Source organism: Nocardia sp. JCM 38205 (genome assembly GCF_058222935.1).
On the sequence record NZ_JBYHFL010000003.1, the window covers coordinates 153,005 to 172,498 of the forward strand.

General features: G+C 68.1%; 20 protein-coding genes. 12 read left to right on the forward strand and 8 right to left on the reverse strand.

What is annotated here, in order from left to right; all coding sequences use genetic code 11:
* Positions 1–294 precede the first annotated feature (294 nt).
* The gene (locus AC4HOU_RS12405; protein WP_011206869.1) at positions 295–618 is read left to right on the forward strand and encodes a WhiB family transcriptional regulator; all 324 of its coding nucleotides are present in this window, start codon (positions 295–297) and stop codon (positions 616–618) included.
* On the opposite strand, the gene bagB is transcribed toward AC4HOU_RS12405, so the two are convergent.
* Together bagB and bagA are read right to left on the reverse strand one after the other, a co-directional pair.
* Positions 611–1,759, reverse strand: a complete 1,149-nt coding sequence (bagB, locus tag AC4HOU_RS12410; protein WP_163813690.1) for an ATPase BagB — start codon at positions 1,757–1,759, stop codon at positions 611–613. The genes AC4HOU_RS12405 and bagB overlap by 8 nt on opposite strands.
* Positions 1,756–2,775: an ATPase BagA gene (gene bagA / locus AC4HOU_RS12415; RefSeq protein ID WP_195020911.1), complete on the reverse strand. Its 1,020-nt coding sequence runs from the start codon at positions 2,773–2,775 to the stop codon at positions 1,756–1,758. Before bagA ends, bagB begins: the two co-directional genes overlap by 4 nt.
* Before the next feature lie 170 nt (positions 2,776–2,945).
* Between bagA and sp36 the strand changes: the two genes are divergently transcribed.
* The 3 genes from sp36 to AC4HOU_RS12430 are packed head-to-tail and all read left to right on the forward strand — an operon-like array spanning position 2,946 to position 4,416.
* A complete protein-coding gene (sp36, locus tag AC4HOU_RS12420) occupies positions 2,946–3,110 on the forward strand; it encodes a Sp36 family protein (RefSeq protein ID WP_014348616.1) in 165 nt (54 codons plus the stop codon).
* A gap of 11 nt (positions 3,111–3,121) precedes the next feature.
* The gene (locus AC4HOU_RS12425) at positions 3,122–3,610 is read left to right on the forward strand and encodes a RidA family protein (RefSeq protein ID WP_138447699.1); all 489 of its coding nucleotides are present in this window, start codon (positions 3,122–3,124) and stop codon (positions 3,608–3,610) included.
* 14 nt (positions 3,611–3,624) lie between these two features.
* Entirely contained in the window at positions 3,625–4,416 is a 792-nt protein-coding gene (locus AC4HOU_RS12430; protein ID WP_195020482.1) for an MBL fold metallo-hydrolase, read from the forward strand.
* Between the two features lie 82 nt (positions 4,417–4,498).
* Here the strand turns inward: AC4HOU_RS12430 and AC4HOU_RS12435 are convergent, their stop codons facing one another.
* Both AC4HOU_RS12435 and AC4HOU_RS12440 read right to left on the reverse strand, forming a co-directional pair.
* Positions 4,499–5,173: a Crp/Fnr family transcriptional regulator gene (locus tag AC4HOU_RS12435; protein WP_014348619.1), complete on the reverse strand. Its 675-nt coding sequence runs from the start codon at positions 5,171–5,173 to the stop codon at positions 4,499–4,501.
* Between the two features lie 144 nt (positions 5,174–5,317).
* Positions 5,318–5,560, reverse strand: coding sequence for a hypothetical protein (locus AC4HOU_RS12440; protein WP_036532224.1), 243 nt, complete (start codon positions 5,558–5,560; stop codon positions 5,318–5,320).
* A 91-nt stretch (positions 5,561–5,651) separates the two neighbouring features.
* Here AC4HOU_RS12440 and nth point away from each other — a divergent pair, with 91 nt between their 5' ends.
* From nth to AC4HOU_RS12460, 4 genes are read left to right on the forward strand one after another with little or no spacing between them, the layout of a single operon-like run.
* On the forward strand, positions 5,652–6,485 hold the full coding sequence (gene nth / locus AC4HOU_RS12445) for an endonuclease III (RefSeq protein WP_194990099.1): 834 nt from the start codon (positions 5,652–5,654) through the stop codon (positions 6,483–6,485).
* Entirely contained in the window at positions 6,482–7,144 is a 663-nt protein-coding gene (locus AC4HOU_RS12450) for a TlpA family protein disulfide reductase (RefSeq protein WP_324197379.1), read from the forward strand. The genes nth and AC4HOU_RS12450 overlap by 4 nt, the downstream gene beginning before the upstream one ends.
* A complete protein-coding gene (locus AC4HOU_RS12455; protein WP_195020483.1) occupies positions 7,141–7,842 on the forward strand; it encodes an NUDIX hydrolase in 702 nt (233 codons plus the stop codon). The genes AC4HOU_RS12450 and AC4HOU_RS12455 overlap by 4 nt, the downstream gene beginning before the upstream one ends.
* A complete protein-coding gene (locus AC4HOU_RS12460) occupies positions 7,839–9,032 on the forward strand; it encodes a MarP family serine protease (RefSeq protein WP_163813687.1) in 1,194 nt (397 codons plus the stop codon). Before AC4HOU_RS12455 ends, AC4HOU_RS12460 begins: the two co-directional genes overlap by 4 nt.
* Positions 9,033–9,078: 46 nt before the next feature.
* Here AC4HOU_RS12460 and AC4HOU_RS12465 read toward each other — a convergent pair whose 3' ends face one another.
* The 4 genes from AC4HOU_RS12465 to acs all read right to left on the reverse strand — a co-directional run bounded on the left by AC4HOU_RS12465 (position 9,079) and on the right by acs (position 13,976).
* Positions 9,079–10,014 (reverse strand): alpha/beta fold hydrolase, encoded by a 936-nt coding sequence (locus tag AC4HOU_RS12465; RefSeq protein WP_163813686.1) that lies wholly within the window; start codon positions 10,012–10,014, stop codon positions 9,079–9,081.
* Between the two features lie 36 nt (positions 10,015–10,050).
* Positions 10,051–10,590, reverse strand: coding sequence for a phage holin family protein (locus tag AC4HOU_RS12470; RefSeq protein ID WP_036532255.1), 540 nt, complete (start codon positions 10,588–10,590; stop codon positions 10,051–10,053).
* A gap of 28 nt (positions 10,591–10,618) precedes the next feature.
* Positions 10,619–11,830 (reverse strand): Na+/H+ antiporter NhaA, encoded by a 1,212-nt coding sequence (gene nhaA / locus AC4HOU_RS12475; RefSeq protein ID WP_163813685.1) that lies wholly within the window; start codon positions 11,828–11,830, stop codon positions 10,619–10,621.
* Between the two features lie 187 nt (positions 11,831–12,017).
* A complete protein-coding gene (gene acs, locus AC4HOU_RS12480) occupies positions 12,018–13,976 on the reverse strand; it encodes an acetate--CoA ligase (protein ID WP_490724516.1) in 1,959 nt (652 codons plus the stop codon).
* Between the two features lie 262 nt (positions 13,977–14,238).
* On the opposite strand from acs, the gene AC4HOU_RS12485 reads away from it, so the two are divergent.
* From AC4HOU_RS12485 to AC4HOU_RS12500, 4 genes are read left to right on the forward strand one after another with little or no spacing between them, the layout of a single operon-like run.
* Positions 14,239–15,843: a peptide ABC transporter substrate-binding protein gene (locus tag AC4HOU_RS12485; protein WP_490724663.1), complete on the forward strand. Its 1,605-nt coding sequence runs from the start codon at positions 14,239–14,241 to the stop codon at positions 15,841–15,843.
* A 24-nt stretch (positions 15,844–15,867) separates the two neighbouring features.
* Positions 15,868–16,794, forward strand: a complete 927-nt coding sequence (locus tag AC4HOU_RS12490) for an ABC transporter permease (RefSeq protein ID WP_163813683.1) — start codon at positions 15,868–15,870, stop codon at positions 16,792–16,794.
* A 15-nt stretch (positions 16,795–16,809) separates the two neighbouring features.
* A complete protein-coding gene (locus AC4HOU_RS12495) occupies positions 16,810–17,769 on the forward strand; it encodes an ABC transporter permease (protein WP_195020485.1) in 960 nt (319 codons plus the stop codon).
* Positions 17,766–19,475 carry an ABC transporter ATP-binding protein gene (locus AC4HOU_RS12500; RefSeq protein WP_194992232.1) on the forward strand — a complete coding sequence of 570 codons (1,710 nt, stop codon included), beginning with the start codon at positions 17,766–17,768 and terminating at the stop codon, positions 19,473–19,475. The genes AC4HOU_RS12495 and AC4HOU_RS12500 overlap by 4 nt, the downstream gene beginning before the upstream one ends.
* Positions 19,476–19,494 lie beyond the last annotated feature (19 nt).

The following is a 19,494-nucleotide window of genomic DNA, read 5'->3' on the forward strand; positions in this document are numbered from 1 at the left end:
CGGCGGCCAGGTGAGCGGTGCGTTCGTTCGAACGCCCGGTAACGGTCGATTCTGTGGCGTGTCGCGATTGGGTCACTGGCGTGTCGCGTGGTCGCGGCACGGACGTACCAAAAAATCACAGCTCGGTCTTGCGCTCCCGGCATACCTTTACCTAGATTGAGAACCCAGTGTGATAGAGCTAACACTCAAAGTGGAATGTGGTGCACTTCGCAGCGGGGTTCGGGTAGCTGCGGGGCTGACACGCGATTCCGGAGCGCCGTTGACCGGTGTTCGGACTGCAAAGGGGCACACCAAATGCACATGACAACCCCCATCGCTCGATTGGACGTAGAGCAGGCCGAAGCGAGGATCGCCTGGGTATCCCAGGCCCGATGCAAGGAAGTAGACCCCGATCAGCTGTTCGTACGTGGCGCGGCGCAGCGCAAAGCGGCAACGATCTGCAGGCATTGCCCGGTCTTGATGCAGTGCGGAGCGGACGCACTCGACAACCGGGTCGAATTCGGTGTGTGGGGCGGTATGACCGAACGGCAGCGGCGTGCGCTGCTCAAGCAGCACCCCGAAGTGACGTCATGGGCCGATTTCTTCCAGGCCCAGCGCCAGCATCAGGTGGCTATGTAACCGGCACGGCCGAGCCGGCCGGGGTCCGGGTGAGTTGATCGCCGACCGCGCGTAGCGCTTCGAGATCGGAGACCTCGAAGGGCAGCGCGGTCACCGGCACGATCGGCACCCGAGGGTGGGCTCCGGTGAAGCGCAGCAGCAGATGCCGTTCCCGTTTCGCGGTGGCCACCCGGTGGGCGTGGATTCGCAGCACCGCCGCCGTCAGCGGATTCGATTCGGCCAACTGGTCGGCGGCGGTCAACGCGTGATCGGCGGACAGCGCGCTGCGGACGGGGTGGGTGCGGTTCAGCACCAGCCCGGCCAGCGGCATCTTCTCGGTGGAGAGCCGGTCGACGAAGAACGAGGCCTCACGCAGGGCATCGGGTTCGGGGGCCGCGACCACCAGGAAGTGCGTTCCCGGCTTGGACAGCATCGCGTAGGTGCGGTTGGCCCGGTCCTGGAATCCGCCGAACAGCGATTCCAGCGATTGCAGGAACAGCGAAGCGTCCTTGAGCATCTGGCCGCCGACGATCGTCGACACCCCGCGCACCGCCAGGCTCATGGCGCCGGTGACGAACCGGCCGACGCCGCGCCCCGGCGCCATGATCACCCGGATCATCCGGCCGTTGAGGAAATTGCCGAGCCGTTTGGGCGCGTCCAGGAAGTCCAGCGCGTTACGGGACGGGGGAGTGTCGACCACGATCAGATCCCACTCGCGTCGATTCGCCAGCTGCCCGAGCTTTTCCATCGCCATGTACTCCTGCGTCCCACCGAAGGACGAGGCCACGGTCTGATAGAAGGGGTTGGCGAAGATCTGCTCGGCCTTGTCCGGACTGGTGTGCTCGAGCACCATCTCGTCGAAAGTCCGGCGCATATTGAGCATCATCGCGTGCAATTCGCCCTTGACCTCGGGGCCGAGCTCGACCCGCTGGGGGGAGTTGCCGAGATCGGCGACGCCGAGCGATTGGGCCAGCCTGCGCGCCGGATCGATGGTCAGCACCACGACCTTGCGCCCGGCCTCGGCCGCACGTAGCGCGATGGCGGCGGCGGTGGTGGTCTTACCGACTCCGCCGGAACCGCAGCACACCACGATGTGCGCGTTCGGATCGCCGATGATCGTCGAGATGTCCAGCTGGGGGGCGCCTGCCTGCGGCGTACTCATCGGACTCCCTGTGCGGTGAGGTGTTCGGCCAGCTCATAGAGCCCGCCCAGATCCATGCCATCGGTGAGAGCGGGCAGGGAGATCCGGGAGATATCGATCTTGGCGAGTTCGGTGGCGCTTTCGTCCTGGGCCCGCAGGGTGGCCGAATGCTCGACGGTCTCGGTGATCAGGCCCTGGACGTCGTCCTCGGGTAGCGAGATTCCCGCGCTGTCGAGCCCGGCCCGGATCGCCTCGACGTCGAGATCACCCGTGGCGGCGCGATTGCGTTGTTCGGCGGGCAGCTCGTCCTGGCTGGCCCGGTTGACGATCACCGTCCCGATCCGCAGGTCGGCCTCGGTCAGTTCGGCGATGGCGTCGGCGGTTTCCTGTACCGGAAGCGCCTCGAGCAGGGTGACCAGGTGGATCAGGGTCTGGTCCGAATGCAGCAGCTTCGACACGCCCTCGGCCTGCGAGGCGATCGGTCCGCCCTTGGCCACCTCGGCCATCGCCTGGGTGACGTCGAGGAAACTGGCGATCCGGCCGGTCGGCGGCGAGTCCACCACGATCTCGTCGTAGACCTGCTTGCCGGCCTTGTCGACGCGGACCGCGCACTCCTTGATCTTGCCGGTCAGGATCACATCGCGCAGGCCGGGCGCAATGGTGGTGACGAACTCGATGGCCCCCATCCGGCGCATGGCGCGGCCGGCGAAGCCGAGGTTGTAGAACATGTCCAGGTATTCGAGGAAGGCGTGCTCGATATCGAGGGCGAGCGCGACCACCTCGCCGCCGCCGTCCGCGGTGGCGATCCTGGTCTCGGTGGGTGGCAGTGGCGGCAGGTCGAACAGCTGGGCGATGGACTGTCGGCTTTCCACCTCGACCAGCAGAACCCGGCGCCCGCCCGCGGCCAGCGCCAGTGCCAGGGCCGCGGCGACCGTCGACTTTCCGGTGCCGCCCTTACCCGACACGTAGTGCAGCCGGGCTTTGGCCGCGCGTTCCGGCCAGCCGGTCGTCAGCCCCGGATCGGCCGAAACCGGCACTGTTGTTGGTGCTCCCACGTTCGCGAGCCTATAACCCGTTCTGAGATCGCGCCCTAGGGATCCGGATACCGGCGGTGTGGTGTATCAGACAGTGACGTCCGGCTCGTATCACCGGTGACCGGCCCGGCTGCGGTCGGAACGTGCCGGAGCCCACCCATTAGGCTCCAGCCATGAGCGATGTGACCCTGTGGGAGTACGCGACCGTTCCGCTGCTCACCCATGCGACCAAGCAGATCCTCGACCAGTGGGGCGCCGACGGCTGGGAGCTGGTGACCGTGCTGCCCGGCCCGACCGGTGAGCAGCACGTGGCCTACCTGAAGCGGCCGAAGCAGTAGGGCGGGCGGCCATGGCACTCGAATCGCCCGCTGCCGAGCCCGCGACCCCCTGGCAACGCAATCTCGCCCGGCTCGGCCTGAGCCTGCCCGAGGTCGCCGCGCCGGTCGCGGCCTATCTGCCCGCGGTGCGCACCGGTTCGCTGGTCTACACCTCGGGGCAGTTGCCGTTCGTCTCCGGCGAGCTGTCGGCGACGGGCAAGGTCGGCGCCGAGGTGACGCTGGAGCAGGCCGCCGAGGCGGCACGGCTGTGCGCGCTGAACGCGCTGGCCGCGGTGCACGATCTGGTCGGGCTCGACGAGGTCGTGCGGATCGTGAAGGTGGTCGGTTTCGTCGCGTCGGCGCCGGGCTTCACCGACCAGCCGCTGGTTGTCAACGGCGCATCGGAATTCCTCGGCGAGGTCTTCGGCGCCGCGGGCACGCACGCACGCTCGGCGGTCGGGGTCTCCGAACTGCCGAAGAACACCCCGGTCGAGGTGGAACTCATCGCCGAGGTGCGTTGATCAGGAGGTAGGCCATGACCCTGACCCATCCCGCCTACGGGCAGCTGCGGCAGGTCACGCCGACCGCGGCCGTGCTGCTCGCGGACAATCCGGGCCAGATGACGCTGGACGGGACCAATACCTGGATCCTGCGGGGCCCGGACGGCGGCGGCTGTGTCGTGGTGGATCCGGGCCCGAAGCAGCGCGCACACATCGAGGCGATCGTCGCGGCGACCGGCGGAGACATCGCGCTCACCCTGATCACACACCGGCATGCCGATCACACCGGCGGCATCGACCGGCTGGTGAAGTTGACCGGCACGCCGGTGCGGGCGATGGACCGCGAATATCTGCGCGGCAGCGATGCCCCGCTCACCGACGGCGAGGTGATCGTCGCCGCCGGATTGCGGATCACCGTGCTGCACACACCCGGCCACACCGGGGATTCGATGAGCTTCGTGCTCGATGACGCCGTGCTGACCGGTGACACCATCCTCGGTCGCGGCACCACCGTCCTCGATTCGACCGACGGCACGCTCGGCGATTACCTGCGTTCGCTGGACCGGCTGGTCGAGGTGGGTGCGGGTAAGGCACTGCTGCCCGCGCACGGCCCGGATCATCCGGACCTCGAGCCCGTCGCGCGGTACTACATCGCGCATCGGAAGGAACGCTTGGAGCAGGTGCGGGCGGCGCTGGCCGAGCTCGGGCCCGATGCCGGGCCTATGGCGGTGGTGCGCAAGGTGTACGCCGACGTCGACAAGAAGCTGTGGCTCGCGGCGCGGAGTTCGGTGCAGGCGCAGTTGGAGTATCTGCGGTCGCAGCCCTGACGACAGCTGCGGCGCACAACGTTCGAGGCCCGGTCCGCGAGTGGCGGCCGGGCCTCGAACGATCAGCTAGCTGTGCGCGAGATCAGCGCGCGCGCCGGGCCAGGCGCTCGGAGTCGGAGATCAGCACGCTCTTGCCCTCTAGCCGCAGCCAGCCGCGATGCGCGAAGTCGGCGAGCGCCTTGTTCACGGTCTCGCGCGAGGCGCCGACCAGCTGGGCGATCTCTTCCTGGGTGAGGTCGTGGGTGACCCGGAGCGCACCGGCCTCCTGGGTGCCGAAACGCTGGGCGAGCTGCAGCAGCGCCTTCGCGACTCGACCCGGGACGTCGGTGAAGATGAGATCGGCGAGGTTGTTGTTGGTGCGGCGCAGGCGGCGGGCCAGCACGCGCAGCAACTGCTCGGCGATCTCGGGTCGCTGGTCGATCCAGGACTTGAGCGCCTCGCGATCCATGGTGACCGCGCGGACCTCGGTGACCGTGGTCGCGGTCGAGGTGCGCGGACCGGGGTCGAAGATCGACAGCTCGCCGAACATGTCCGACGGGCCCATGATGGTCAGCAGGTTCTCCCGGCCGTCCGGGGAACGGCGACCGATCTTCACCTTGCCGGACGTGATGATGTACAGCCGATCGCCGGGCTCACCCTCGTTGAAGATGACATGGCCGCGCGGGAAATCCACGGGCTGCAGTTGTTTGGCGAGCGCCGCCACCGCGGTGGGCTCTACGCCTTGGAAGATGCCTGCTCTGGCGAGGGCCTCGTCCACGAATGTGCTCCTTATGGGAAATGGCTGTAGTCCTGGACCGAAGTGGGTCGGCCGACAGTGCAGTCTACGCGGCATTCACGGCGCGTAGTGACAGACACCACGTTACGGCCGGATTGCGTGGCGTGAATTCCGCATCGCGCGGGCTCAGCTGGCCCGGGCGATGTCCATTTCCTCGGCGCGGGAGCGGCGCCTGCGCATACGAGCCACCGCCGCCGGCAGACCGAGCTTCGTCAGCTCTTTCACCTCGGCGTTGCTCGCCTTGTCCAAGTACAGCTGAACTTCTTCGTCGGGTTCGAGAAGTTTGCGGAGCCGGTTCTCGACCCGCTCCATGCCCAGGGCGAACAGCATCAACGCCACTGGGAAGAGCACCACAGCGAGTCCTTGCATGCCGAGCAGTAAACACTGTCCAGGTCTCAGATGGAACACGGCACCGGATCTGGGACGGCAACGATGTCGGTGGGTTCCGTATGGTGGACGGGTGCGTGTCTCCCCCTCATCCGCGGCCGGGATCGGGCCTTCGGCCACCGCCGCGGCGGCTGATCCTGTCCCGGCGGCAGACGGCGCGCCGAAGTCGAAAACCCGCACTCGACCGGCGGAAACCCGGCTGGGTCTCGTCCGCCGCGCGCGCCGGATGAACCGGAAACTGGCGCTGGCTTTTCCGGACGCGCATTGCGAATTGGATTTCACCACGCCGCTGGAATTGGCCGTCGCGACGATCTTGTCCGCCCAGTGCACCGACGTGCGAGTGAACCTCACCACCCCCGCGCTTTTTGCCAAGTACCCTGACGCGCGCGCCTACGCCGAGGCCAATCGCGCCGAACTCGAGGAATACATCCGCCCCACCGGCTTCTACCGGAACAAGGCGAACGCGCTCATCGGCCTCGGGCAAGCCCTGCTGGAAAATTTCGATGGTGAGTTGCCTCACACCATGGACGAACTCGTCAAGTTGCCGGGCATCGGGCGCAAGACTGCCAACGTCATCCTCGGCAACGCGTTCGGGGTGCCGGGTATCACCGTCGACACCCACTTCGGCCGGCTGGTGCGCCGCTGGGGATGGACGGCCGAAGAGGATCCGGTCAAGGTCGAACAGGCCGTCGGCGAGCTGATCGAGCGCAAGGAGTGGACACTGCTGTCCCATCGGGTGATCTTCCACGGACGCCGGGTCTGCCATTCGCGCAAACCCGCGTGCGGAGTGTGCCTGCTGGCCAAGGATTGTCCTTCGTTCGGGATCGGGCCCACCGATCCGGATGCCGCCGCCGAGCTGGTGAAGGGGCCGGAAGCGGAGCATCTGCTCGAGCTGGTGGGCCGGTGAGCCGAGTTCCCGTCGTCTGGCGCTGGGTGCTGTCGGCCCTGATCGTCGCGGTCGCGTTGGCCGTCGCGCTGTGGCCGCGCGGTGACGACGATTCCACCCCCGGCGGGGAGCGGGTCACCGCGGCAGCACGTGTCGATCCGCAGCAGCGCGCGGCCGCCGGGCTCACCGAATGCCCTCGTCCGGTCGACGGTGCGGTGGGTTCGGGCCCACTCGCCGGGCTCTCGCTGACCTGCCTGGCCGACGGTAAGCCCGTCGACCTCGCCGCCGCCCTCGCCGGCAAGCCCGCGGTACTGAATCTGTGGGCCTACTGGTGCGAGCCGTGCCGCACCGAGCTGCCCGTCCTGCAGGAGTACGCGAACCGGGTGGGCCCGGCGGTGACGGTGCTGACCGTGCACAGCGATCCCGCCGAGAACAAGGCCCTTGCCATGCTCGCCGCATTGAACGACGAGCAGCGCGGCGCGGGCCGGGCGCCGCTGACCATGCCGGGCGTCGAGGACCCGGACGCCGCCGTGCGCGCCGCCGCGGGCGCGCCGAACGCGCTGCCCATCACCGTGCTGATCCGGCCGGACGGATCGATCGCCGAGTACGTCGCCCGCCCGTTCCACGATGTCGACGACATCGCCGACACCGTTTCCGGGGCGCTGGGAGTTACCTCATGACCGACATTCCGCCCTGGCTCGCCGGCGCCACCCAGGCCCACGCCGACTTCTCCGACACCCTGTCCAAGGCGCGTGCGCTGCGCCGGGTGATGACGCTGACGTCCGAGCCGCGCCAGGCCGCGGTGCTGGTGCTGTTCGGCGGTTCCCCGGCGCCGGACCCGGACGCACCCGGTGGCCTACCGGCCGACGCCGAGGTACTGCTGACCCAGCGGGCCTCCACCATGCGCCAGCATCGAGGGCAGGTCGCCTTCCCCGGCGGCGCGGTCGATCCCGGTGACACCGGTCCGATCGATACCGCGCTGCGCGAGGCCTGGGAGGAAACCGGACTGGACCGCGAGGGCGTCGAGCCGGTCGCGGTGCTGCCGAAATTGTTCGTGCCGCCGTCCCGGTTCGATGTGACACCGGTGGTGGCGTATTGGCGCACGCCGAGCGAGGTGCGCGTGGTCGACCAGAGTGAAACCGAACGGGTGGTGCGCGTGTCGTTGTCCGATCTGCTCGATCCGGCGAACCGGTTCCTGGTCCGTGGCAGCCTCGGCTACCAGAGCCCGGCCTTCCAGGTGGACGGGATGCTGGTGTGGGGCTTCACCGGAGGAATCCTCGCCGGACTGTTCAGCACGCTCGGCTGGGAACGGGAATGGGACCGCACCGACGTGCGTGATCTGGAGAGCTCACTGGCCGCGGTGGGGATGACGCTGTGAGCGCATCGACCTGGCTCGATATCGCGGTCGTCATCCTGGCGCTGCTGGCCGCCTCGTCGGGCTGGCGTCAGGGTGCGGTCGCCTCGGCGCTGGCCTTCCTCGGCGTGGTGCTCGGCGCCGTCGCGGGCATCTTGATCGCCCCGCACATCCTGATCCACATCGGTGAGGGCCGCAGCCGGGTACTGGCCGGCGTGCTGCTGATCGTGGTGCTGGTGATCGTCGGCGAGGTCGCGGGCATGGTGCTCGGGCGCGCCGCGCGGGGCGGGATGCGCCATACCTTCACCCGCACCGTCGACAGCGTCGTGGGTGCGGTGCTGCAGGCGGTGGCCGTGCTGGTGACGGCGTGGCTGCTGGCCTTGCCGTTGGCCACCTCCTCGCAGCCGGCCATCGCGACCGCGATCAATGGCTCGCGGGTGCTGGCCGACGTCAACGATGTGGCGCCGAACTGGCTGCGCAAGCTGCCCAACGAGTTCTCCAAGTTGCTGAACACCTCGGGCCTGCCGGACGTCATCGGGCCGTTCGGCCGCGCGCCGATCGCCGCCGTCGAACCGCCGGACCCGAGCGTGCTGAGCAGCCCGGTGGCCGCCAGGCTGCAGCAGAGCGTGCTGCGTATCCGCGGTGTCGCGCCGAGTTGCCAGCGGGCGCTGGAGGGTTCGGGCTTCGTCATCTCGCCGGAGCGGGTGATGACCAACGCGCACGTCGTCGCGGGCACCACCAGCGTCACCGTGGATACCGCTACCGGCCCGCTGGAAGCGGAAGTGGTGCTGTTCGATCCGTCCACCGACGTGGCGGTGCTGTCGGTCCCCGGTCTCACCGCTCCGGAGATCCCGGAGGCCGCGGCTCCGGCCCGCTCGGGCGACAGCGCAATCGTGCTCGGCTATCCGGGCGGCGGGCGCTACACCGCGAGCGCGGCCCGCGTCCGCGAGACGCTGGATCTGACCGGCCCGACCATCTACCGCGACGGCACCATCGAGCGCGAGGTCTACACCGTGCGCGGTCAGGTGCGGGCGGGCAATTCCGGTGGGCCGCTGGTGGATACCGAGGGCAATGTGCTCGGCGTGGTGTTCGGCGCGGCCGTCACCGATGACGACACCGGCTATGTGCTCACCCTGCAGGAGGTCCGCCGCCAGCTCGACGCGGCGGACGCATCGCAATCGGCGGTCGCGACGGGTCCCTGCGTGCTGAGTTGATCGACGTAGTGCCCGGCGGCGACGGTGCTGCCGGGCACGTCCGCCCTCAGCCCAGCAGTTTCGCCAACTCGGTGGTCACCGCTTCCGGGTTCTCCTGATGCGCGAAATGCCCCGCGCCGGGGATGGTGACGACGGTGCGTCGGGGGGAGAGCCGATGGCCGCGATGGATCGTCGTGGTGAGCACGTAGCGGTCCTGCTCGCCACGCATCGACAACACCGGAATGTCGATGGGTTTGCGCATGATCGCCATGAACCGGCGGCCATCCGGCCGCCATTGGCTACGGAAGGCCCAGCGCTGATACTCCAGCGAGCAGTGGGCCGCTCCGGGGATCTGGATGGCCGAGCGCATCCGGCGCGCGGTGTCGGTGAATTCGCTGCTCCCGGACCAGGACGCACCCACCCGCTCGCGCATCAGGCGCTCGATCTCGGCGCCGTCACCCCTGGTCAGCAGGTGTTCGGGGTATCTGGGTAGCTGATAGCGCAGAAAGTTCGGCAGCCAGGTCGAGCGCTGGGCCCGATCCCGCAGAATCGCGCTCTTGAGCGCAGCCGGATGCGGGGATCCGATCACCGCGATCGCCCGCACCAGGCGAGGATGCATGACCGCCGTCGCCCAGCACACCAGGCCACCGTCGGCGTGTCCGACCAGGGTGGCCTCGGTGTGGCCGAGCGCGCGGATGAGTCCGGCGATATCGCCGGCCAGCGTCCAGCCGTCGTAGCCGCGTGGCGGCTTGTCGCTGTCGCCGTAACCGCGCAGATCCACCGCGACGGCGCGGTAGCCGAGCTCCGACAGCCCGGTCAGCTGATGCCGCCACGACCACCAGAAGTCGGCGAATCCGTGCAGCAGCACCACCAGCGGCGCGTCCGTGCGTTCCGGCGCGGCCTCCACGATGTGGAAGCGGATGCCATTGGCGTGAACGTCGCGATGGGTCCACGGACCCTCATAACGGACGCTGGACGGGTCCGGCAGGAAGTTCGACGCCACGCCGACCGAGCGTAGTAGGCCAGGGCCGGGCGTGTCTCAGCGGGCGGGCTTGTCCATCGCGATCTTGTCGGCGGTCAGCTCGTGCTTGCCGTGCGCGCCGAGCCCGCTGGGCAGCACCGAACGGGTCTGCTTGAGCGAGTCGATGGTCTTCTCGGGCGCGCGCAGCTTCTTGACCTTGCGGTAGCCGAGGAAGGCGAAGGTGGCCGTCGCGATCACCATCAGCGCGAACACGATCCAGAACGCCGCCCAGCGGTACAGCCAGATGTCGAGGGTTTCCGCGACCGCGAAAAAGAAGAAGAAGCTGCTGAACAGCAGGATGGTCAGCGCGACGATGAAGAAGACGCTGCCCTGCAGGCCCTTCTTGATCTCGCCGGTGACCTCGGCCTTGGCCAGTTCGACCTCGGCGCGCACCAGCGTGGAGACCTGCTCGGTGGCATCGCGCACCAGGGTGCCGAAACTGGCCGAGGCGGTCGGGTCGACCTCGGACAGAGGGATCGCGGTCACGGTGCGTCCTGGGTCGTGCGGAGAGCCGTCTCGATGCGCGTCGCGTCCGTTACCGCCCTGTGTGACACTCACTTGGTCGACCCTTCTCCCTGTCCAGGCTTCATTGTTCTCGTTCTAGCGCACGCGCGTCCCGCCGCGCCTGGTGGACACGCCCACGCCGCAACAGTAGCGCCGAACCGGCCAGTGAGGCTGCCATAGAGGTCACCAAGATCGCTGCCTTGGCCAATTCCACGGCGGTTTCGTCCTCCAGCGCGAGTTCCGCCACGAGCAGGCTAACGGTGAAGCCGATCGCGCCGAGCACCGACAGGGCGAACATATCGCGATAACCGAGGTGCGCGGGGCGTTTGGCGACGCCGAGCCGGATGGCCGCCCAGCTCCAGCCCATGATGCCGATGGTCTTACCCAGCAGCAGACCGGCGATGATGGCCAGCGGTAGGCGGTCGGTGAACAATTGCCCGAACACGCTGGAATTCAACGGGACTCCGGAGGCGAACAGCGCGAACAGCGGCACGCACAGCCCCGCCGAGATCGGCTGGACCTGGTGTTCCCATCGGGTGGCAGGCGCTTCGGATTCGCCGGGATCTTTGCGGACTCGCGTCAGCAGTCCCATCCCGACGCCGGCCAGCGTCGGATGCACGCCCGCCTCGTGGAGCGCGTACCAGGCCACGAGAGCAAGCGGCAGATACACCAGCGGAGTGCGGATGCGCCGGTGCTGGGCCAGCCACCAGCCTGCGAAGCAGGCGAGCGCGGCGAGCAGCCACAGCAGCGAAAGACCCGCGGTGAACAGCACTGCGATCAGGATGATGGCGAGCAGGTCGTCGACCACGGCCAGGCTCAGCAGGAAGACCCGCGCGCTGGCGGGGATCCGGGAACCGGTCATGGCCAATACCGCCAGCGCGAACGCGATATCGGTGGCGACCGGGATGGCCCAGCCGCGGTCCATGCCGGGTACGCCGTATCCGATGACGTAGGCGATGATCGCCGGTGTGATCACGCCGCCGACGGCGGCGATGATCGGCAGTGCGGCCCGCTTGCGGTCGGCCAGCTCGCCGACCACGAGTTCGCGTTTGAGCTCGAGCCCCGCGACGAAGAAGAAGACCGCGAGCAGCCCGTCCTTGGTCCAGTCGGCCAGCGTGAGTTCCAGATGCAGCGGTGGAATCGGCAGCACCGCATCGGTCATCGTTTCGTAGCCGGCGCCCCACGGCGAGTTCACCCACAGCAACGCCACCGCGGCCGCGATGAGAAGCAATGAGCCGCCGACGGTTTCGGTGCGCAGATACCTGGACAGCTCCGAGCGCGCCGCTGTGATCACGGGAAACCTCTCGTCGGGTCGGTCAGGGACCGCAGACGCGCGGCGAACCGCGAGGGATTCGACGTACACGACCACGCGCCGACCAGACTTCCCGGCACACCTTACGCAATTCTAACGGTTACACCCGGTGACAATCGAATCCACCGGGCGTAACCTGCCGCCCCTGCCGGAAATCCGCCGGTTCGGCTCAGGCGCGCGAGGCCCGGATCGCTTCGAAGACGTTCGGGTCGACGAGCGTCGAGGTATCGCCGAGTTCGCGGCCCTCGGCGACGTCGCGCAGCAGTCGGCGCATGATCTTGCCGCTGCGGGTCTTGGGCAGCTCCGGCACCACATGGATCTCGCGTGGCCGTGCGATCGGGCTGATCTCCCGTGCCACCTCTGCCTTGAGTTCGTTCACCAGTTCGGCGCCGGTGTCGGTGGCTTCGGCGGTGAGGATGACGAACGCCACGATGCCCTGCCCGGTGGTCTCGTCGCTGGCGCCGACCACGGCGGCTTCGGCCACGCCGGCGTGACCGACCAGGGCCGATTCCACCTCGGCGGTGGAGATGCGGTGGCCGGAGACGTTCATGACGTCGTCGACGCGGCCGAGCACCCACAGGTCGCCGTCGGCGTCGAGTTTGGCCCCGTCACCGGCGAAATACCAGCCCTGCTCGGCGTAGCGCTGCCAATAGGTGGCCTGGTAGCGCTCCATATCGCCCCAGATGCCGCGCAGCATGGACGGCCACGGCTGGTCGAGCACGAGGTAGCCGACGACGGCCGAATCGCCGGCCGGGCGGACGATATTGCCCTCTTCGTCGACGACTTTCGCCGAGATGCCGGGCAGCGGGGTCATGGCGGCACCGGGTTTGGCGGCGGTGACGCCGGGCAGCGGGGAGATCATGATCGACCCGGTCTCGGTCTGCCACCAGGTGTCCACGATGGGTGCGCTGCCGGAGCCGATGACGTCGCGGTACCACCGCCACGCTTCCGGGTTGATCGGTTCGCCGACCGAGCCGAGCACCCGGATCGAGGACAGATCGTGGGCGTCGGGGATCTCGCGACCCCACTTCATGAACGTGCGGATGAGCGTGGGCGCCGTGTAATAGATGGTGACGCCGTACTTTTCGATGATCTGCCAGTGCCGGTGCTCATCGGGGAAGTTCGGTGTGCCTTCGTAGGCGACCTGGGTGGCGCGGTTGGCGAGGGGGCCGTAGACGATGTAGCTGTGGCCGGTGACCCAGCCGATGTCGGCGGTGCACCAGTAGACGTCGGCGCCGGGTTTGTGGTCGAAGACGTAGTGGTGGGTGTAGGCGGTCTGGGTGAGGTAGCCGCCGGAGGTGTGCAGGATGCCCTTGGGTTTTCCGGTGGTGCCGGAGGTGTAGAGGATGAACAGCGGGTGTTCGGCGTCGAAGGCCTCGGCTTCGTGTTCGGGGGAGGCGTTCGCGACGGTCTCGTGCCACCACAGATCGCGGCCCTCGGTCCACGGCACCTCGACATTGGTGCGCCGCACCACGAGCACATGTTCGACGCTGTGCGGGACATCGCCCTTGGCGTAGAGCGCCTCGTCCACCGCCTCCTTCAGCGGCGCGGGCTTGCCGCGCCGCCACTGGCCGTCGGTGGTGATGATCAGCCGGGCGCGCGCGTCGTCGACGCGCTGGCGCAGCGCCGAGGGGGAGAACCCGGCGAAGACCACCGAATGGGTGAGCCCGAGCCGCGCGCAGGCCAGCATCGACACGATGGCCTCGGGGATCATCGGCATATAGATGGCGACCCGATCGCCGGTCTCCAGACCCAGTTCGGTCAGGTAGTTCGCCGCCCGGCTGACCTCGGCGAGCAGGTCGTTGTAGGTGATGGCGCGGGAATCGCCCGGCTCGCCTTCCCAGTGGATGGCGATCTGGTCGCCGTGGCCGTCGCGCACGTGCCGGTCGACGCAGTTGTAGGCGACATTGAGCTTGCCGTCGGCGAACCATTTCGCGACCGGAGCGTCCGACCAGTCCAGTACCTGGCTCCACGGCTCATGCCAGTGCAGGCGCTGCGCCTGCTCGGCCCAGAAACCCTCGCGATCGGCTTCGGCGCGGCGGTAGATCTCGGCGTCGGCGTTCGCGGCGGCGGCGAATGCCGCGCTGGGCGGGTACGAGTCCTGGTGATCGGCGGTGGTTTCGGTCATCTCGTCACTTCCTTCACATCACCTGCGCATGCGGCCGGTTTCGACAGTAGTCAACTGTGACCCACGCCGCTGCCACCCTGTCCATCGGGTGGGCACCGATTCGGCGGCACGATTGCGGCCCGGTCGCCTGACAAATCTGTGCCGCGCTGGTTATCGTCGGCTTCTGATCGGCGGGCGGGGCTCCGCGCACGGCCGGTTCGACCGCGTCGACCCGAAACCGCCGCGGCCGAACCGTCAGACGACGATGATTCCGGGGGTGCAGATGCGGATTCCGGCCTGGTTCGCGACGTTGGTGCTCGCCCTGCTGTGCGCAGCGACGGTGCCCGCCTGCACCATCACGCCGGCGCTGGGTGATTCCATCGCGGTCAACGGCAGCGAACCGCAGAATCCGCTGGTTCCGTCGAATACCAACGAGAACGGCGGCGGCCGGATCGTGGACCGGCTCTTCGCCGGGCTGCGCCGCATCGACGCGAACGGCCGCCTACACGACGAGGTCGCCCAGTCCATCGAGACCGCCGACCAGCAGCACTATCTGATCCGGTTGACACCAGGCTGGACCTTCAGCGACGGCTCGCCGGTGACCGCGCACTCGTTTGTCGACGCGTGGAATTTCGGCGCGCTGATCACCAATGCGCAGTTGCAGAGCTACACCTACGAGCCGATCGTCGGCTTCGACGATGTGCAGGCTGATCCGCCTCGCGCGCAGACGATGTCGGGGTTGCGGGTGCTCGACGAGCTCACCTTCACCGTCGATCTGAAGGCGCCGACCATCGACTTCCGTACCCGCCTGGCGTACGCGCCGTTCTATCCGCTGCCCGAGGTGGCGTTCGAGGATATCGAGGCGTTCGGTCAGCGCCCGATCGGCAACGGCCCGTATCGCTTCGCCGACGGTGACGCCTGGCAGCACGATGTGAAGCTGGACCTGGTGCCCAACGAGACCTACCGGGGCGGGCGTCCGGCCAAGAACAAGGGCCTGACCTTCGTGTTCTACTCCAATTTCGACGCCGCCTATTCGGATCTGCTTGCCGGCAATCTCGACGTGCTCGACACCGTCCCGCCCAGCGCGCTCACCGTCGCCGACGACGATCTGGGCGAGCGCGCCGTGTCCGCGCCCACCGCGCAGAACCAGTGGATCGGCACACAGCCCGGCCTGCCGCATTTCGACGGCGAGGAGGGCAGATTGCGCAGGCACGCCATCTCCATGGCGATCCAGCGGGAAAGCATCGGCGACAAGATCTTTCGCGGCACCCGCACGCCGGCACGCGACTACACCTCACGAGTGCTGCCGGGCTACAACCCGGATCTGCCCGGCTCCGAGGTCCTCGACTACAACCCGGAACGGGCCCGCGAGCTGTGGGCGCAAGCGAACGAGATCTCGCCGTGGAGTGGACGTTTCGAGATCGCCTACAACGCCGACGGGGGCCATCAGGCCTGGGTCGACGCGGTCGCCAACAGCATCAAGAACACCCTCGGCATCGAAGCGGTCGGCGCCGCCCTGCCGACCTTCAAACAGCTGCGCGATCAGGTCACCAGCCGGACCGTCGGCAAGGCGTTCCGGTCCGGCTGGCAGGGCGATTACCCGACCATGTTGCAGTTCCTGGAACCCGGGTTCCTGAGCAACTCGGCCACCAACGATTTCGATTACCGCAACCCGGAATTCGACGCGTTGATCGCCGCCGCGGAGGCCGCGCCGACCGAGGAACGGTCCTGGGAACTGGTCGCCGAGGCGCAGACGGTGCTGCTGCGTGACCTGCCGACCATCCCGGTCTTCGACTACGTCAACTCCGCGGGCTATTCCGAGCGGGTCCGCAATGTCGCCTTCGCCTGGAACGGCCTGGCCGACTTCGAGAACATCGAGCTGCGCTGAGCCGCCGGAGAGTGAGGAGAGCGTATGGCCTGGTACATCGTGCGGCGGCTGGTGCAGATGATCCCGGTGTTCTTCGGTGCCACGCTGCTCATCTACTTCCTGATCTTCAAGGTCTCCGGCGGGTCTGTGGCCGCCCTTGCCGGTGACCGCACGCTGACCCCGGCCCTGGAAGCCCAGCTGCAGGCCCGCTACCACCTGGACCGGCCGTTCATCGTGCAGTATCTGTACTACCTGAAGGGCATCTTCACCTTCGACCTCGGCACCTCCTTCTCCGGCCGCCCGGTGCGCGAAGAACTCGCGCGCGCCTTCCCGATCACCTTCCGGCTGGCGCTGCTCGCGGTGCTGTTCGAGACGGTGTTCGGCGTGTTCTTCGGCGTCATCGCCGGACTGCGCAAGGGCAGGCTGTTCGATTCGACGATGCTGGTCGCCAGCCTGATCGTGATCGCGGTGCCGGTGTTCGTGCTCGCGTTCCTCGCCCAGTATCTGTTCGGCATCGAATGGGGTATCGCGCCGGTGACCGTCGGCGCCGACGCGAGTTTCGCGCGGCTGATCGTGCCCGCGATGGTGCTCGGCGCACTGTCGTTCGCCTACGTACTGCGCCTGACCCGCAGCTCGGTGGTGGAGAACCGGGACGCCGACTACGTGCGAACCGCCACCGCGAAGGGATTGCCGCGGCGCCGGGTCGTGGTGGTGCACATCCTGCGCAATTCGCTGATCCCGGTGGTCACCTTCATCGGTGCCGATCTGGGTGCGCTGATGGGCGGGGCCATCGTCACCGAGGGCATCTTCAATATCCCCGGCGTCGGCGGCACCCTCTACCAGGCGGTGGTACGCGGCGAGGCGCCGACGGTGGTCTCCTTCGTGACCGTGCTGATCGTGGTGTTCCTGCTGGCCAACCTGATCGTCGACCTGCTGTACGCGGCGCTCGACCCACGGATCCGCTATGCGTGAGAAGGGAGTGTGAGCATGTCCGACGAGCGTGCTCGGGCCCGCCCCGGACAGCAGCGCTGGGTCGCGCCGGCCGACGAGATCGAGGTCGATGCCGTCGACCGGGTGCGGGTGGCAGGAACACCGCGCGGATTCTGGGGTGAAGCCTGGCGCGGGCTGCGCCGCAATCCGCTGTTCCTGGTATCGGTCGCGATGATCGTGCTGGTGCTGCTGCTTGCCCTGTTCCCCGGCCTGTTCACCGACCAGGACCCGCGCTACTGCGTAGTCGACAACAGTCTGCTCCCGCCCAGTTCACAGCATTGGTTCGGGTTCGATCTGCAAGGCTGCGACATCTACGCCCGCACCGTCTACGGGGCGCGCGCATCGGTGCTGACCGGGGTCGGCGCGGCGCTGCTGTTCGTCGCGATCGGGGCGACGCTCGGTGCGCTGGCCGGCTTCTACGGCGGGCTGCTCGACTCGATCATCTCCAGGGTCGCCGAGATCGTGTACGCGGTTCCACTGATGCTCGCCGCCATCGTCGTCATGCAGCTGTCGGAGCGCCGGACGATCGCGCTGGTGGTCGTCATCCTGGCCGGATTCACCTGGCCGCAGGTGGCGCGGATCGCGCGCGGGGCGGTGATCGCGGCCAAGAACAGCGAATACGTGCTGGCGGCGCGGGCCTTGGGGGTGTCGCGGTTCCGGATCCTGCTGCGGCATGTGGTGCCGAATTCACTCGGGCCGGTCATCGTGGTGACCACCATCTGGCTGGGCGTATTCATCGTCACCGAGGCCACGCTGTCGTTCCTCGGGGTCGGCCTGCCGCCGACCGAGGTGTCCTGGGGCGCCGATATCGCGACCGGGCAGCAGCAGTTGCGCGGTGGTTCGCTGATCCTGTTCTATCCCGCGACGGCACTCGCGCTGACCGTGCTCAGCTTCATCATGCTCGGCGACGCGCTCAGCGATGCCCTCGATCCGAAATCCCGCAGGAGGCGAGCATGAACGCCGCGCAGGCAACCGGCGAACCGGCCGCGCCGCTGCTCGAGATCCGCGATCTGCACGTCGCTTTCGGCTCGGGAGACGATCGGGTCGATGCCGTCCGTGGTGTCGATCTGACGGTTTACCCCGGCCAGACCGTGGCGATCGTCGGGGAATCCGGCTCCGGCAAGTCGACCACCGCCCATGCGGTGATCGGGCTGCTGCCCAGCGGCGGTCGAGTGGTGTCCGGTGAGATCCGCTTCGCCGGCCGTGACCTGGCGGCGGCACCGGAATCGGAGTTGATCGGGGTGCGCGGCAACGGTATCGGGTTCGTTCCGCAGGACCCGATGTCGAATCTGAACCCGGTGTGGAAGATCGGCTTCCAGATCGGTGAAACCCTGGCCGCCAATGGGATCGCGCGTGGCAAACAGGCGCGTGTGCAGGCCGCCGAGTTACTGCGTGAGGCGGGCATCCCCGACCCGGAACACCGAATGAACCAGTACCCGCACGAGCTGTCCGGCGGCCTGCGCCAGCGGGCCTTGATCGCGATCGGGCTGTCCGGGCGCCCGGATCTGCTGATCGCCGACGAACCGACCTCCGCCCTGGACGTCACCGTGCAGCGGCAGATCCTCGATCACATCGGCGAACTCACCGCGCAGTTGGGCACTGCGATGCTGTTGATCACCCACGACCTCGGCCTTGCCGCCGAACGGGCCGAACATCTGGTGGTGATGTATCGCGGCCGGGTGGTGGAATCCGGTCCGGCGCTGGAGATCCTGCGCGATCCACAGCACGAGTACACCCGTCGCCTGGTCGACTCGGCGCCGTCGCTGGCCGCCCGGCGGCGCTCGGTGCGGGTAGCACGCGCACAGGTGCGGCGTCAGGCGATCGAGGTGGCCGAGGAAGGTGCCCGCGACGTGGATACCGTTGCCGCCGAGGACATCCTGGTCGTCGACGGACTCACGAAGCGGTACCGGATCAGAGGATCGGTGCCGTGGAAGTCGACCGAACTGCTCGCCGTCGACGACGTCGGCTTCCGGATGCGGCGCGGAACCACTACGGCCATCGTCGGCGAATCCGGGTCGGGCAAGTCCACGGTCGCCCAGATGGTGCTCGGGTTGCTGGAGCCGACGTCGGGAACGGTGACCTTCGACGGTGCCGACGTGGCCGAGCTGAGCCGGAAATCACCCTTGGCGTTCCGGCGCAGGGTGCAGCCGATCTTCCAGAATCCCTATGGCTCGCTCGACCCCATGTACTCGATCCATCGCACCCTGACCGAGCCGCTGCGCACCCACGGCATCGGTCGTCGCGCCGAACGAGACGCCACTGTGCGCGACCTGCTCGACAAAGTGGCGCTACCGGCGGATGTGCTGTCGCGATACCCGAACGAGCTGTCCGGCGGTCAACGCCAGCGCGTCGCCATCGCCCGCGCCCTTGCCCTCTCGCCCGAACTCCTGGTCTGCGATGAGGCGGTCTCCGCGCTCGACGTGCTGGTCCAGGCCCAAATCCTGGAGCTGCTCAGCGACCTGCAAGCCGAACTCGGCTTGTCGTATCTGTTCATCACCCATGATCTGGCCGTCGTCCGGCAGATCGCCGACGAGGTCCTGGTGATGCGTGCGGGCCGAGTGGTCGAGGCCGCGCCGACCGACGAGGTGTTCGACAACCCGCGCGAGGACTACACCCGCCGCTTGCTCGACGCCATTCCGGGGCGGGACCTACTGGTGAGCTGACCGAGTACACGCCAGTAGC